The organism is Nonomuraea sediminis, assembly GCF_018531495.1.
In the GTDB taxonomy this organism is placed as follows: Bacteria; Actinomycetota; Actinomycetes; order Streptosporangiales; family Streptosporangiaceae; genus Nonomuraea; species Nonomuraea sediminis.
Genome location: NZ_JAHDTI010000003.1, coordinates 997,800 through 1,013,240 on the forward strand (window position 1 = coordinate 997,800; position 15,441 = coordinate 1,013,240).

Here is a 15,441-nt window from a genome sequence, read left to right on the forward strand (position 1 = left end):
GGGTCACAGGGCGACCTCGCCGCTGACGCAGGTGACCGTGTCGCCGCCGACCCAGACGTCTGTGGCGTCGGCGGTGATGCGGATGCGGCCGGCGCGGCCGAGGGCGGTGCCCTGGGCGGCGACGTAGGGGGCCGTGGCGCGGCCCGTGGCGAGGAGCCACTGGGCGAGGGAGGCGTTGAGGCTGCCGGTGACCGGGTCCTCGGCGGTGGCACCGTGGTGCGGGTAGAAGGCGCGCACCTCGAAGGCCTGGGGCGAGCCGGGCGGGTGGGGGCCGACCACGCCGATGTCGAGGTCGACCACACCCGGCCGGAGAGCCAGGACCTCCTCCGCCGATGAGAGCAGGACCGCCACCCAGCCGGGGCCGTTGTCGGCCCACTGGGCGTCGACGATGTCGGATCGGGGGATCCCCAGCAGGGTGGCCAGGTGTTCCACCAGCGACTCCTCGACCGGGCCCGAGCGCAGGAGGGCGGGCGCGGCGAAGGCCAGGCCCGGGTTCGTGCGCCGGATCGGCACCAGGCCGGCGCCGCATTCCTGGACGATCCTGTCGGGGTCGCGCGGTTCGCCGCCGGACTCGAGCCAGGCGTGGCAGGTGCCGAGCGTCGGGTGACCGGCGAAGGGCAGCTCGGAGGCGGGTGTGAAGATCCGCACCCGGTAGTCGGCCTCGGGAGTGGACGGCGGCAGCAGGAACGTGGTCTCCGACAGGTTCGTCCAGTCGGCGAAACGCTGCATCTCCTCGTCGGTCAGCCCTTCGGCGTCGAGCACGACGGCCAGCGGGTTGCCCAGGTAGGGGGTGGAGGTGAACACATCGACCTGGCGGAATCGGCGCGGCATGGCCACGACGCTACCCGAGCAGCCCGCGGACCCGCTCGACCGCGGAGTCCAGAAGCTCCTGGGGCACCGGCTCGAACAGCTCGAGCGACAGGTCGCGCGGCTCCCACACCCCGGCGACCCGGCCGCGGTGGATCACGACGGGCGAGATCCAGCCGGCCTGGCGGCTGACCTTGGCCTTCACCGCGGCGGGCAGCAGCGGCTCGAGATCGCGGGGCGCGCCCAGGATGTACTGGTCGAAGCCTGGCAGCAGATGCACTTCCTCCGACGGCCGCGCGGCGGCGAGGTCATCGACGTCGGACGACAGCGCCAGCAGGGTCTGCCCGTCCACCTCGACCTCGGTCAGCTCGGGACCCAGGTCGCGGAACCAGCCCTTCAGCACCGACTTGCGCACCACTCCCCCGAACAGCCATTTGTCGAACATGTCCGGCGTGGCGGGGCCGTGGGCGCCCAGGAAGGAGCGGGCCAGCCGTACGCCGGCCTCCTCGAACGGCGGTAAGGCGGTCCACCCGGGGATCCACAGCCGGGGCGCGACGAACGTCACGCGGCCCTCGCGCGGCGGGCCGTAGCACAGCTCGCCCAGGCGGCTCAGCGGCTTGAGCAGCGCGCCCCACCCCGAGGTGAGCGCCTCACGCAGGTGGTCGTCGCCGGTGACCGTGACGACCGCGTCGACCAGCTCCTCGCGGGTCAGCGGCTGGTCGCCGAGCGCCTTGGGCACCGCCTCGATGATCGCGGCGATCTCCTCGGCGGTGACGCCGTGGCCGCGCTGCCACGAACCCTTCTCCCAGAACCGCAGCGTGCCCAGCGCCGAGCAGTAGTCGGCCAGCGTGTCGGCGGGCACCAGGTGCAGCGTGCCCCGCATGATCCACGTCTTGACCAGCGCGCGGTCCTGCCAGAGCAGCCGGTCGATCTCCCCCGCGTCGGGCGCTGCCCTGCGCACGGCCACCGCCAGGTGCGCGGAGGAGGCCACCTGCGCCTGCACCCCGCACAGCCGCCGCGCGATCGCGACCGCGTCAGGCCCGCCGGCACCGCTCACGAACTGCCGCCGCAGCCGCCACCCCAGCACCTGCGCCCAGCTCAAAGCCAGAGTCATGCCCATACTTCTACACGCCCGGGCCGACGAAATTCATCCCTCCTGTACGGCAGGCCCCCGCCGCACAGGAGACGCGAGAAGGGCTACTGGACGAAGCCGATGTTCTGGTAGCGGAGGTCGTAGAAGCCGCGGGCGCCGATGTTGGCCAGGGTGTTCTTGACGGCCTCGTTCTGCGGGCGCTGGTAGAGAGGCAGGACGTTGACCTCCTGCCAGATCAGCTTGTCGGCCGTGTTGATGTACTCGTGGGCCGTGGCGGTGTCCAGCGCCTGCCCGGCCTTGTTCATCGCGTCGTCGATCTCCTGCGACCCCGAGCGGCCGAAGTTGGCGTTCCACGTCTTGCCGTTGGGCGAGTTGGCGTAGATGCCGTAGCTGCTGGAGATCGGGAACGGCGTGCCGATGTAGGAGAACGCCGTGATGTCGAAGTTGCCGGGGATGACGTACTTGCTGAAGAAGTCATCGCCGGGCACGGCCTGGATGTTCAGCTTGACGCCGATCTGCGCGAGCATGTTCTGCGCCAGCTCGCCCTCGGACTTGCTCACCTGGATTCCCGACGGGATGACGAAGCGCAGCTCCAGGTTCTTGCCGTCCTTCTGCCTGACGTTGCCGCTGAGCTTCCACCCGGCCGCGTCCAGCAACTGCTTGGCCTGGTTGGGGTTGTAGGCGCCGAGCGGGCCCGCGTTGTCCTGGTAGCCCTCCTGGGTGTTCATGAAGAAGTGGTTGTTGAGCAGCGTGATCGGCCAGCCGAGGCCCTGCAGGTCCGACTGGGCGATGGCCTGCCTGTTGATGCCGAGCTGGACGGCCTGGCGGACCTTGACGTCCTTGAGCAGGTCGCTCTCGCCGTTGAAGGTGAAGTGGCGGAAGTCGGGCCCGGCGGCCTGCCGTACGACGGCGCCAGAGGTGGCCTTGGCGCGGGCGTAGTCGGGCGCGGAGGGTCCGATGTCGGTGATGTCGAGCTCACCGTTGCTGAAGGCGTTGATCAGCGAGTCCTGCTCGGAGGCCCGGTAGATGATCTGGTCGAGCTTGGCCCTGTCACCCCACCAGTTGTCGTCGCGGACGATCGTGATCGTCTTGGCTGTCTGGTCGAAGGCCTTGAACTTGAACGGCCCGGCCGTGACCGGGATCTTGTTCAGCCAGGAGTTGTTGAAGGAGTCGGGCGTCTGGTTGGTCGAGGCGGGCATCAGCGGCCCGAACAGCGACTTCCAGTCGCCGAAGGGCCTGGCGAAGGTGACCTTGACCTCGTAGTCGTCCTTGCCCCTGGCGACGCTCTCGATGTCCTGGTATCCGGTGCTCGAGACGATGCGGAAGCCCGGGTTCCTGCCGTTGAGCGCCTTCCACTGGGCCTGGTAGTCCTCCCAGGTGATCGGCTTGCCGTCGGACCACTTGGCCTTCGGGTTCAGCGTGTAGGTGATGACCTGCTTGGGGTCCTGGTCGGTGATCTTGGCGTCGACCAGGTAGTCGGGGTCGGGCGAGATCTCGGCCTTCTCGTTGGAGCGGAACGGCGAGGGCAGGAGGGCGTTGCTGACCTGGGCGGCCACGGCGAGGTTGCCGTCGATGTGGTTCCTGTTCCACTGGGTGGGGAACTCGTTGATGCCCCACCGCAGCGTGCCGCCGTCCTTGACCTTGTCACGCGGCTGCGGGTTGATGTCGAAGGCCTTCAGCGAGGGCGGAGCGCCCGGACCGGATTCGCCTCCCTGCGGGGGCTGCGGCCGGCCGCAGCCCGACAGGATCAGCGCCGCCGCGACCACCAAGAGCCATGCGCGTTTCATAGAATCCCCTCCTGCTTAGCGTAATGGCAGGCCACGCCATGGTCGGCGCCCAGAATCCGGACCTCGGGCTCCTCGTTGACGCAGCGGGCGCGCTCGGCGTCGCCGAGCGTCCGGAAGAGCGGGCACCGGGTACGGAAGCGGCATCCCGAGGGCGGGCTGGCCGGGCTGGGGAGGTCCCCTTCGAGCAGGATCCGCCGCCGCGACCGCTCGCGTTCCGGGTCGGGCACCGGGATCGCCGACAGCAGCGCCTGCGTGTAGGGGTGCATGGGGGCGTCGTAGACGGTGTCGACGGCGCCGATCTCGGCGATCCTGCCCAGGTACATGACGGCGACCCTGTCGGCGATGTAGCGCACCACCGCCAGGTCGTGCGCCACGAACAGGTACGACAGGCCCAGCCTCGACTTCAGCGAACCGAGCAGGTTGATCACCCCGGCCTGGATCGACACGTCGAGCGCCGAGACGGGCTCGTCGAGCACCACCAGGCGGGGTTCGAGCGCGAGCGCCCTGGCGATGCCGATGCGCTGGCGCTGGCCGCCGGAGAAGTCCTGCGGGTAGCGGGCGGCGTGCGCGGGTTCGAGCCCCACCAGGCCGAGCAGCTCGCTCACCCGGGGGCCCGGGTCGTGCCGCCCGTGGGTGCGCAGCGGCTCGGCGAGGATGTCGTAGACGGTCATCCGCGGGTCGAGCGAGGCCAGCGGGTCCTGGAAGACCACCTGCAGGTCGCGCCTGACGGCCATCCGGCCGGCCGCGTTCAGCCGCGCGGTGTCCTGGCCGAGCACCACGATCCGGCCGACCTGCGGTTTGACCAGCTCCAGGACCTCCAGCAGCGTCGTGGTCTTGCCGCAGCCCGACTCGCCGACCAGCCCGAGCGTCTCCCCCTCGCGGATGTCGAAGCTGACGCCGGCCACGGCGTGCACGGTGCCGACCCTGCGTTTGAACACCGCCCCGCGCAGCAGGGGGTACTCCTTGACCAGCCGGTCGACCTCCAGAACCGGCTGGTCCGGTCGGCCCGCGCGGGTCGTCCTCTCCCCCTCGGCCGCGACGCGCCCGCCCGGCGGCCGGCCTTTGACCTCCGCCCAGCGGATGCAGGCCGCCGTGTGCCCCTCGCCGATCCGGGCCAGCGTTGGCTCGTCGAGCGTGCACGCGGCGACGGCCATCGGGCAGCGCGGCTCGAACGGGCAGCCGGGCGGCAGCGCCGCGGGCGAGGGCGGGCTGCCCTCGATGGGCACGAGCGGCTGCCGCTCTCCCCTGTCGATCCTGGGGATCGAGTTGAGCAGGCCCGCGGTGTACGGCATGCGGGTGCGGTAGTAGATGTCGTCCACGTCGCCGACCTCGACGGCCCGCCCCGCGTACATCACCAGGACCCGGTCGGCGAATCCGGCCACGACCCCCAGATCGTGGGTGATCATGACGATGGCGGCGCCCGTCTCCCGCTGCGCGGTCTTGAGCACGTCGAGGATCTGCGCCTGGATGGTGACGTCCAGCGCGGTGGTGGGCTCGTCACAGATGATCACGTCGGGGTCGTTGGCGATGGCCATCGCGATGACCACGCGCTGGCGCATCCCGCCGGAGAACTCGTGCGGGAAGTCCTGGGCGCGCTGGCCCGGGTTGGGGATGCCGACCAGGTCGAGCAGCTCGACGGCCTTGACCGCGGCCTGCTCCTTGGTCACCTTGCGGTGGACGCGTACGGCCTCGGCGATCTGGTCGCCCACCCGGTAGACCGGGGTCAGCGCCGACAGCGGGTCCTGGAACACCATCGAGATGCCCTGTCCGCGGACCCTGGTCAGCTCCTTCTCCGGGGCGCCGAGCAGTTCCTTGCCGTGCAGGCGGACGGATCCGGTGACCGTGGCGCTGGGCGGCAGCAGTCCCATGATCGCGGCCGCGGCGACGGACTTACCCGCCCCGGACTCGCCGACGATGCCGAGCACCTCGCCCTGCCGTACGGAGTAGCTCACCCCGCGCACGGCCTGCACGTCGCCGAAGGACACGCGCAGGTCGTCGACCTCGAGCACCGGCTCGGGCACGCGGCTCATCCGCGCCTCCGCGCCGAGGCCGGGTCGAAGGCGTCGCGCAGCGCGTCGCCCATCAGGTTGACCGCCAGCACCGTGATCACCAGCAGCCCGGCGACGAACCAGAACGTCCACGGCGCGTAGACCGCGGTCTGCGAGCCGTCGGCGATCAGCGTGCCGAAGGAGACGTCGGGCGGCTGGATGCCGAAGCCGAAGTACGACAGCGACGTCTCGGTCAGGATGGCGGCGCTGACGTTCAGCGTGGCATCCACGATCAGCAGCGACGACAGGTTCGGGATGATGTGGCGCACGATGATCGCCACGGGGGTCACGCCCATGAAGCGGGCGGCCTGGACGAACTCCCGCTGCTTGAGCGAGATCGTCATCCCCCTGATGATCTTCGAGGTGACCATCCACAGGAACAGCGCGAGCATGATCACGAACAGCGGCCACTGCCCGGCCCCGAACAGCGGCGACATGATCGCCAGGATGAGGAACGCGGGCAGCACGAGCAGCAGGTCGGTGAACCAGGTGAGGGACCGGTCGGTCCAGCCCAGGAAGTAGCCGGAGAAGGCGCCCACGAACGCCGCGAGCGCGGTGGACACCAGCGCCGCCGACAGCCCCACGATCAGCGACTTCTGCATGCCGCGCAGCGTGACCGCGTAGACGTCGGCGCCGGTCTGCAGCGTGCCGAACCAGTGCTCGCTCGAGGGCGGCTGCAGGAACGCGGTGAAGTCCTTGTCGGTGTAGCTCCACGGGCTGAACAGCGGCCCGACGAAGGCGAGCAGGAACATCAGCACCAGTACGGCGAAGCCCACCTGCCCCTGCCGCGAACGGAAGAACCGCCTGGCGACCACGCGCAGCCGGGACGGCGCCCTGGGCGCCCGGGTCGACAGCTCCTCCGCCAGCTCCTCCTCGGGAAGCATCATCCCGCCCTCACCCGCGGGTCGAGCGCGGCGTGCAGCACGTCGGAGGCGAGCGAGGCCATCAGCACGGAGACCGCGGCCAGCAGGGAGATCGCGGCCACGGTGTTGACGTCGTTGCTGAAGATCGAGTTGATCAGCTGCTCACCCAGGCCGTGCCAGCCGAAGATCTTCTCGGTGAACGTGGCGCCGGTCAGCAGCGCGCCGAAGGTGAAGGCGAAGTAGGTGACGACGGGGATGAGCGCGGTGCGCAGCGCGTGCTTGGTCAGCGCCCTGCGCCTGCTCAGCCCCTTGGCCATGGCGGTGCGCAGGAAGTCGGCGCCGAGCACGTCGAGCATCATGTTGCGCTGGTAGCGGCTGAAGACGGCGATCAGCGCCAGCGACAGCGAGATCGTCGGCAGGATCAGGTGCTGCAGCCGGTCGACCAGCGAGCCCCAGAACCCGGTGTCGAGCCCGACGCTGTACTCGCCGCTGACCAGGAACAGCTGGAAGCCGAAGATGTTCTCGTTGGCCCAGGTGCCCGCCAGGATCAGCACGTTGGCCAGCACCACCACGGGGATGGCCAGGACCAGGAACGACAGCCCCGCCGACAGCCGGTCGAACCACCCGTACTGCTTGACGGCGGCGTAGGCGCCCACGAACACCCCGAGCAGGCTGCCGAAGACTACCCCCAGCAGGACCAACCGGAACGTCACGCCCATGCGCCGCTTCAGGTCCTCGTTGACCGAGCCGCCCGTGACGGTCTTGCCGAAGTCGCCGTGCAGCACCCCGCTCGCCCAGGTCGCGTACCGCTGCAGCAGCGGCGTCTTGTCGTTGAGGTTGAGCGCGGTCAGGGTGGCGTCGACCACCTCGGGCGGCGGCGTGGGCGTGCGCTGGGCGTAGTTGGAGCGGGGGTCGAGGGCGGTGGCCGCGAGCATGTAGGCGAGGCTGGCGGCGACCGCGACGAGCACGAGGTAATTGACCAGTCGGCGCGCCAGAAACCCCGCCATCATCCCCCCTCCAGACACGGCTGTAGCCATAGTGCTACACCACGCAACCGAGAGGTTTCAGGGAAGCGTCAAGGGGAGGTCTGCTTACCTTCCCGAGATTTCGTCGACGGCCGTGCGCACGTCCTCGCTGGTGATGGTGGTCAGCTCGGCCGAGCTGGCCGATCCGCCGACCGCGGCCAGCCGTACGTCGCGGCGCATGGCGGCGCGCTCGAACAGCGACCTGGCGAAGCGCCCGTTGCCCAGCCCGTCGATGAGGCCCTGGTCGCACACCCAGGTGAAGACCTCTTCGAGGTCGCCCAGCGCCTCATCGTCGAAGCGGTCGCCGGACTTGTCGGCCAGCAGCACCGCGATCTCCGCCAGCTCCTCGGGCGTGTAGCTGGGGAAGGCTACCCGCTGGTTGAAGCGGCTGGCCAGGCCGGGGTTGGTGGCCAGGAACGCGTCCATCTCGCGCTGGTATCCGGCCAGCACGACGACGAGCCTGTCACGGTCGTCCTCGGCCCGCTTGAGCAGCGTCTGCACGGCCTCGGCGCCGAAGGCGTCGCCACCGGCGTAGCCCGGGTTGACCAGGCTGTAGGCCTCGTCGATGAACAGCACCCCGCCCAGCGCCCTGTCGACCAGCTCGTTGGTCTTGATCGCGGTGGCGCCCAGGTGCTGGCCCACCAGGTCGGCCCGCTGCGCCTCGACCACGTCGGGCCTGGCCAGCAGGCCGAGCGCGGCGAAGATGCGGCCGACGACGCGGGCGACGGTGGTCTTGCCCGTGCCGGGCGGGCCGACGAAGACGAAGTGCCGCGTCTGCGGCGGCGTGGGCAGCCCGCGCTCCTGGCGCATCCTGGCCACCTGCAGCTGGGCGGCGATCGCGCGCACCTGCCGTTTGACCGGTTCGAGCCCGGCCATCCTGTCCAGGTCGGCCAGCGCCTCCTCCAGCGTCGGCGTGGCCTGGTAGCCGCGGAAGCGGGCGGTCAGCTCGTTGAAGGCCTTGGTGATGTCCTCGGTCCTGGCGGTGACCAGGTCTTCGGTGGTGGGGGTGCCGCCCGCGCCGACGACCCGCACGTCGCGGGCCTGCGCGGCCGCCTCGACCAGGCTGCGCACGAACCTGGCGTTGCCCAGCTCGTCGACCAGTCCGCGCCGCTGCACGTCCTCGAAGAGCCCGAGCAGCGCGGCCGCGGTCTCGGGCGCCATCCTGTCGCCGCGCCGTGACTGCAGCAGCGCGGTGATCTCGCCCAGCTCGCCTGGCGAGTAGCTGGGGAAGCGCACCCTGGTGGCGAAGCGGCTGCCGAGCCCGGGGTTGGAGGCCAGGAAGCCCGTCATCTCCTGCTCGTAGCCGGCCAGGATGATGATCAGCCGCTCCCTGTCGTCCTCGGCCCGCTTGAGCAGCGTCTGCACGGCCTCGGCGCCGAACCTGTCGGGCTGCCCGTCGGAGGAGTTGACCAGCGCGTAGGCCTCGTCGATGAACAGGACCCCGCCCAGCGCCCTGTCGACCAGCTCGTTGGTCTTGATCGCGGTGGCGCCGAGGAACTCGCCGACCAGGTCGGCGCGCTGCGCCTCGACCACGTACGGCGTCTCCAGCAGGCCGAAGGCGTAGAAGATCTTGGCCAGCGTGCGCGCCACGCTGGTCTTGCCCGTGCCCGGCGGCCCCACGAACACGAAGTGCCTGGTCGGCGTCCCCGCGACGTATCCGGCCTCGGCCCGCAGCCGCGACGCCTCGATGGAGGCGGCGATCGAACGCACCTGCTCCTTGACCGGCGCGAGCCCGATCATGCTCTCCAGCTCGGCGAGCGCATCCTCCACGGAGATCTGCGGCGGCCCGCTCTGCCGCTCGGCCTGCTGGTCGGGCCGCCCCTCGCGCACCCGGACGCGCACCTGCTCCTCTGCGCTCATCTCCGCCCTGGTACGGCGGGCCACCAGGAACCGGTAGACCAGCACGGCGAAGGCCACCGCGCAGGCCGACCAGACGGCGGGCCACTCGGCGACCCTGGCCAGGACGACGGCCAGCACCCCGGCGGGCGCCAGCGCCATCAGCGTGGTCAGCCACGGCGGCACCCAGCGGATCAGGTGGGCCGCCGCGGCCACCGGCAGCGCGAGCGCCAGCAGCAGCGTCGGGCTCATCGACCCGGCGGGGAAGAGGCGGTAGAAGGTCAGGAAGCCCAGCGTGCCCCAGCCCAGCAGGACCACCGCGGTGGCGGCCGCCCGCGGGAAGCGCAGGGTCAGCGCCAGGAAGGCCAGCCCGGCCAGCGTGAGGAGGAACGTGGTGAACAGCGGCCAGCTCAGCGCGGCCGCCAGGCCCACGGACAGGATCAGGACGCCCACGTACATCACTCGCCGCACCGCGGGAGGAATCGTGAAATAGCGCATCCGCACCTGTTCAAACAGATCCCTTGCCGCTGCCCTCCCCGCGGCCTGGGCCCTGTCGGACTCACGCATCACGCCTCCCCGGTCCGCCCCCGGTTATACCGCACGGGACCCCCGAATGGGCGGACCTGACACGCTAGGTGGAGGTCACGAAAACGGCTATGTGACGGCCGAGTTCCGCGCCCGCGTCCTCCTGCAGGAAGTGGCCCGCGCCGTTGATCACCGGGTGGGCCAGCCCCTGGGCGCCCTTCATCGACTTCATCAGCACCGGAGCCATCCCGCCCGTGATCGGGTCTCCGTCGGAGAAGGCCACCAGGAACGGCACGTCGAGCGTGGTGAGGACCTGCCAGGCGGCCCGGTTGGCGGGCGAGGCCGGGTTGTCGGGCGTGGCGGGCATCAGGCCGGGCATGGCGCGCGGGCCCGCCTTGTAGGTCTCGTCGGGGAAGGGCGCGTCGTAGGCGGCGCGGACCTCGTCGGTCAGTTTCGTGGCGCATCCCGACTGGACGAACCTGGCGATGTCCAGCGTGGGGGCCTTGCTGACCGCGTCCTTGAAGCGGTGCCACACCTCGGGCATCGGGATGTCACCCGTGGGCAGGCCGGTGTTGGCCGCCACGATCCTGGCGATCCGCTCGGGGTGCTCGGCGGCGATGCGCAGGCCGATCAGTCCGCCCCAGTCCTGGCCGACCATGGTGATGCGGTCCAGGCCGAGCGCGCCGAGCAGCAGTTCGCCCGTCCATTCGACGTGCCTGGCGTAGGTGTGGTCGGCCACCTCGGCGGGCTTGTCGGAGCGGCCGAAGCCGACCAGGTCGACCGCGATCGCGCGTAGGTCGGCGGCAGCCAGCTCGCGCATGACGTACCGGTACAGGAAGGACCAGCTCGGCTCGCCGTGCAGCAGGACGATCGGGTCGCCGTCGGCGGGTCCCGCCTCGACGTAGGCCATCCTGATGCCCGAGACCTCGGCGTAGCGGGGCTCATAAGGGAAGTCGGGCAGGTGGGCGAAGCGCTCGTCCGGAGTGCGCAGGGTTCGCATAGAACAAGATTCTAGCTACCGCCTCTGGTGCCGCCCAGGGAACTCGCCGACCAGCACCTGTTTGGGTGTCACCCGCAGCAGGTCGTCGTCGGCCAGGCCGATGCCGCGCACCTCCACCCAGAACCTGCGCTGCAGCGGGTCCGCCGCGAACACCGCCACCCGGGGGTCGGCGTCGATCGCCTCGATGGCCTCCGCCTCGGCGATGACGCGCAGCTCTCCCGCCTGGCTGACCGAGGCCACGGCGCCGACCACCCGCGGGCCGAGCGGGTCGCCGTAGGACAGCACGACGCTTCTGGCGTAGGCGAAGGCCTGCCGTACCTCGGGATTGAGCGCGACCGACGGGGAGTCGCCCATCGGGCGGTCGGCCATGATCAACGACGCGCGCCACGGGCCCGGAGCGCCGCGCCACCAGGCGCGGGTGGCGCGCAGTACGAACACCACCACGACCCCGGCGAGCGCGGCCAGCCCGAGCCGCCAGGCCCACGACTCGACCTGCCCCCAGCCCTGCCCCTTGACCAGGCAGAACACGCCGCCCGCCGCGCTGGCCACTGCCGCGAGCGCGACCAGCGCGATCGCCACGACCAGCCACCTGTCCTCGCCGTACCGCGCGCGCCGATAGGCCCCGATGAGCGGGTACGGCACGGCCAGCGCGGCCACCGCGGCCCGCGGCTCGACGGCCAGCGCGCCTGCCACCAGCGGCACCAGGGCGGTCCATGCCCGGCTTGTCACGATCCACAGCGTGACGCCGGTGTCGCGGCGCGCGACCCGCTCGCCCCGCGCCCGCGCGAACTCGGCCAGCGCCTTCAGCGGGCGGCCGCGCCAGGTGTCGGCCAGCGCGCGCAGCCCCGCCAGGACCGGCCAGCCGAGGATCACGATGCCGCCTAAACCCGTCCAGACGGGGTCGAGCGCGCTCGGCACCTCGGGCATCGCCGCCAGCCCGAGCCACAGCGCGAACGCCAGCACCGCCACGGTCGCCGACACCACCGCCGTGCCCAGCCAAGGGTCGCGCGCCAGCATCGCCGGCACGTAGGCCCAGACCCCCACCCTGCGCGCCCGCCTGACCGTGATCACCACCAGCAGGACGAGTACGGCGAAGCCGAACAGCTTGCCCTGGCCGCCCCTGTCGAACCCGAGCGCGGCCGCGGCGATGGCGATCGTGGCCACCGCGACGATCAGGCGGGCCTGGCGTGACCACACCTCCAGCGCGCGGCGGGCGCGGCCGCTGGCGCGCGGGTCGATCGGCCAGGCGGGGTCGTGGTGGGCGCGCGGGCGGTCCCAGCGCAGCAGCGTGAGCCCCAGGTTGACGCGGGCCTGCGGGTGGGCGGGGTCGGCCTTGAGCGCCTTGAGGTAGGCGCGTCTGGCCTTGGCGTGCTCGCCGCGCAGCAGGGCCAGGTCGCCGAGCAGCACCTGCGGTTCCGGGCGTTCCGGGGCGAAGCGGTGGGCCAGCTCGGCCTGCCGTACGGCCTCGTCCCAGCGGCCCGGCACGCGGCGAAGGACGGCGGCCAGGCGCAGACGGGCGGGCCAGGAGCCGAGCGCGAGCCGGACGGCCTGCTCGGCGGGAGCGACGGCGTCCTGGTCGCGGCCCATGCGCTCCAGGGCGAGGCTGATCAGGCGGTGGGCCCATTCGCTCGCGGGATCGAGGTCGGCGGCGCGCTGGGCCGCGGCCAGGGCGGCGTCGGGATGTCCCTTGTCGAGTTCGGCCGCGCCGAGTGTGCACCATTCACGGGGGGATCTGTCTGGATCGTCGCTTTTTTCGCCTGTTTCGTCGGTCCCCACTAACCCATGATCGGCTGGCCGTCCGAAGAAGGATAGATCCCGACATATGGCTGTATCTCTCTAGAGAGGTGCGGGGCGCGCCCGGATCATTCGATACCGCTATACCGAAGCAGTGACATGGCCTAAGCTGCCACGCATGCTTCAGCGGACCAGGGTGAGCGGATCGGGGCACTAGGGAGGTCCATGACCGTCACACAGGCCGCGCCCCTCAAACAGCGTGCCGCAGGGACCCAGCGGGACAACCGCTGGTCCATCCTCGTCCTGCTCTGCCTGAGCCTGCTGCTGATCACGGTCGACGCCACGGTCCTGCACATCGCGGTCCCCGCGCTGACGGCTGCGCTCGAGCCCTCGTCGATCCAACTGCTGTGGATCATCGACATCTACTCGCTGGTCGTCGCGCCCCTGCTGATCATGTTCGGCACGCTGGGCGACCGCTACGGGCGCAAACGGCTGGTGCTGGCCGGGTTCGTGCTGTTCGGCGTGGCCTCGCTGGGGGCCGCTTTCGCGCCCAGCGCCCTGATGCTGATCCTGGCGCGGGCGCTGCTCGGCGTGGGTGGCGCCATGATCATGCCGGCCACGCTTTCGCTGATCCGCCAGGTGTTCACCGACCGGCGCGAGCGGGCCCTCGCGCTCGGTGTGTGGAGCGCCGTCGCCGCCGCGGGCGCAGCCGTGGGGCCGCTCATCGGCGGCGTGCTCGTCGAGATCTGGTGGGGCGCCGTCTTCCTGATCAACGTGCCGATCCTCATCGTGCTGCTGCCCGCGGCCGCGCGGCTGCTGCCCGAATCGCCCCGGCGGGCCGACCTTCCCTGGGACGGGCTCAGCGCGGCGCTGTCCGTGCTCGGGATCCTGGCGCTGGCCTTCGGGCTGAAGGAGGCGGGGGCGGGTTCGCTGCTGCCCTTCTGGGCCTCCGTCGCGGTCTTCCTTGCCGGGGTGGGGCTGCTGGCCTGGTTCGTGCTGCGGCAGCGGCGTCTGCCGTACCCGCTGCTGCAGATCGGGCTGTTCAGGCGGCGCGCGTTCACCACCGGGGTGGCCGGGGTGCTGCTCGGGGTCTTCTCGCTGGTGGGGCTGCAGCTGATGCTGGCGCAGTACCTGCAGCTCGTGCTGGGCGACAGCCCGGTGCGGGCGGCGGTGCGGATGCTGCCGCTGGTGCTGTCGGCGATCACGGGCGGGCTCGCGGCGGCGCACATCCTGCCGCGGATCGGGATGCGGGCCACCATGAGCGGCGGGCTCGGGCTCGTCGCGCTCTCCCTGACGCCCACGCTGAGCTGGGGGGTCGAGGGACACTCCGTGATGCTCGCGATCTGCTTCGTGGGCATCGGGTTCGGCGTGCAGGTGGCGCTGCTCGCGGCCTCCGACACCATCATGGCCGCGGCGCCCGAGTCCCAGGCCGGGGGCGCGGCGGCCATCGAGGAGACGGCCTACGAGCTCGGCGCCGGGCTCGGCGTGGCGGTCCTCGGCACGATCACCGCCATCGTCTACTCCCCCGGGCTCCGCGCGGTGGCCGGGGTGCCGTCCGACGGGATGGACAAGGCCCGCCAGTCGCTCGCGGGCGCCGCCCACGTGGCGGACGAGGTCGGCGGCAGCGCCGGCATCCGCCTGCTGGACGCGGCCCGCTGGGCCTTCGTCGACGCCCTCCACACGACGGTCGTCGTCAGCGTCGTCCTGCTCACCCTCACAGCGATTGCGGTAGCCACCCTCCTCCGCCGCGACTGACCATGCCCGTCCCGGGCCCCCATGGGCTCGAGGTGGGTGCGGGCGCCGGGGGTGGGGGTGTTTGTGCTGGTCAAGAGTGAGTGAGGTGTGTGATGTCGCGATTAGGGCAGACAAATACCGTGAGACAGGCTCTCCGTGATCTTGCTGCTTTAGTCGCCCGCGTCGGCGTGGGCGGCATCTTCTTCGCCAACGGGTGGACCAAGCTCGAGCGGGGTCTGACCGCCACCGGCGTGGACTTCGCGAACCAGGGCGCGCCCGTGCCCGGCGCCTGGGCGACCGCCACCATGCTGGCCGAGCTGATCGGCGGGGCCCTGCTGATCGCGGGGCTGGCCGTCACGGCTGTGGGGCTGATCCTGTTCACCGAGGCGCTGGCCGTCTTCGTGGTGGCGCGGCCGCTGAACCCGATCAGCCTGAACGAGCTCATCCTGCTCGGCGCCGCGTCCCTGCTGCTCGCGGTGGTCGGGGCGGGGCGGGTGTCGGTCGACCACATGGTGGTGATCAGGCGGAGGGAGTCGGAGGCGGCCAGCGAGTTCGCGGCCGACACGGAGGCGGACCGGGTGATCGCCTCCCTGCGCGATCCCGACAACCCTGGCTCGGACAGGGCCAAGGGCGGCAAAACGGACGCCCCGGATGCGGAACCTGCCGCGGACAGGCCACGGGCGGGCAAGCCCAAGACCGAGCCGAACCTGGAGGACACGGCTCCCCACCCCCGGCCCTCGCGGCGGCCCGACCCCGACGAGCCCGCCGCATCGCCCGCACCTGGGGACACGCTGGTGGCGGGGCGCAAGAAGCCCGCGCCCCGCGGCCGTCGCCAGTCCTCCACCGACTGACGTGCCCCGGAGAGCCGTCTTCGCCCGGGGCGCAAGCTCGCCGTACAGGCGAAAGGCCGCCGCAGGGGCGACTTGTCGTGCGCGTAACAGGTCGCCACCCCGGGCGCGCAGGCCATGGGGCGCAAGGGGAGCGACCGG

11 protein-coding genes are annotated in these 15,441 nt (G+C 71.4%); 2 read left to right on the top strand and 9 right to left on the bottom strand.

All coding sequences use genetic code 11. The features are described 5' to 3' along the window. Positions 1 to 3: 3 nt before the first annotated feature. The 9 genes from KIK09_RS18685 to KIK09_RS18725 all read right to left on the bottom strand — a co-directional run bounded on the left by KIK09_RS18685 (position 4) and on the right by KIK09_RS18725 (position 12,760). Positions 4 to 831: a PhzF family phenazine biosynthesis protein gene (locus tag KIK09_RS18685; RefSeq protein WP_214320473.1), complete on the bottom strand. Its 828-nt coding sequence runs from the start codon at positions 829 to 831 to the stop codon at positions 4 to 6. Positions 832 to 841: 10 nt separating this feature from the next. Beyond that, on the bottom strand, positions 842 to 1,921 hold the full coding sequence (locus KIK09_RS18690) for a winged helix DNA-binding domain-containing protein (RefSeq protein ID WP_214320474.1): 1,080 nt from the start codon (positions 1,919 to 1,921) through the stop codon (positions 842 to 844). Between the two features lie 83 nt (positions 1,922 to 2,004). Further along, on the bottom strand, positions 2,005 to 3,687 hold the full coding sequence (locus KIK09_RS18695) for an ABC transporter family substrate-binding protein (RefSeq protein WP_214320475.1): 1,683 nt from the start codon (positions 3,685 to 3,687) through the stop codon (positions 2,005 to 2,007). Beyond that, positions 3,684 to 5,717 (bottom strand): dipeptide ABC transporter ATP-binding protein, encoded by a 2,034-nt coding sequence (locus tag KIK09_RS18700; RefSeq protein WP_214320476.1) that lies wholly within the window; start codon positions 5,715 to 5,717, stop codon positions 3,684 to 3,686. The genes KIK09_RS18695 and KIK09_RS18700 overlap by 4 nt, the downstream gene beginning before the upstream one ends. Next, positions 5,714 to 6,622 carry an ABC transporter permease gene (locus KIK09_RS18705; RefSeq protein WP_214320477.1) on the bottom strand — a complete coding sequence of 303 codons (909 nt, stop codon included), beginning with the start codon at positions 6,620 to 6,622 and terminating at the stop codon, positions 5,714 to 5,716. The genes KIK09_RS18700 and KIK09_RS18705 overlap by 4 nt, the downstream gene beginning before the upstream one ends. Beyond that, positions 6,619 to 7,605, bottom strand: coding sequence for an ABC transporter permease (locus KIK09_RS18710; protein WP_214320746.1), 987 nt, complete (start codon positions 7,603 to 7,605; stop codon positions 6,619 to 6,621). The genes KIK09_RS18705 and KIK09_RS18710 overlap by 4 nt, the downstream gene beginning before the upstream one ends. 84 nt (positions 7,606 to 7,689) lie before the next feature. Beyond that, a complete protein-coding gene (locus KIK09_RS18715) occupies positions 7,690 to 9,957 on the bottom strand; it encodes an AAA family ATPase (RefSeq protein WP_372455670.1) in 2,268 nt (755 codons plus the stop codon). A 133-nt stretch (positions 9,958 to 10,090) separates the two neighbouring features. Next, positions 10,091 to 10,984 carry a haloalkane dehalogenase gene (locus tag KIK09_RS18720; protein WP_214320479.1) on the bottom strand — a complete coding sequence of 298 codons (894 nt, stop codon included), beginning with the start codon at positions 10,982 to 10,984 and terminating at the stop codon, positions 10,091 to 10,093. Positions 10,985 to 10,999: 15 nt separating this feature from the next. Further along, positions 11,000 to 12,760 (bottom strand): tetratricopeptide repeat protein, encoded by a 1,761-nt coding sequence (locus KIK09_RS18725; RefSeq protein WP_214320480.1) that lies wholly within the window; start codon positions 12,758 to 12,760, stop codon positions 11,000 to 11,002. A 183-nt stretch (positions 12,761 to 12,943) separates the two neighbouring features. Here KIK09_RS18725 and KIK09_RS18730 point away from each other — a divergent pair, with 183 nt between their 5' ends. Both KIK09_RS18730 and KIK09_RS18735 read left to right on the top strand, forming a co-directional pair. Next, positions 12,944 to 14,473: an MFS transporter gene (locus KIK09_RS18730; protein ID WP_214320481.1), complete on the top strand. Its 1,530-nt coding sequence runs from the start codon at positions 12,944 to 12,946 to the stop codon at positions 14,471 to 14,473. A 119-nt stretch (positions 14,474 to 14,592) separates the two neighbouring features. Then, entirely contained in the window at positions 14,593 to 15,303 is a 711-nt protein-coding gene (locus tag KIK09_RS18735) for a DoxX family protein (protein WP_214320482.1), read from the top strand. Positions 15,304 to 15,441: the final 138 nt, after the last annotated feature.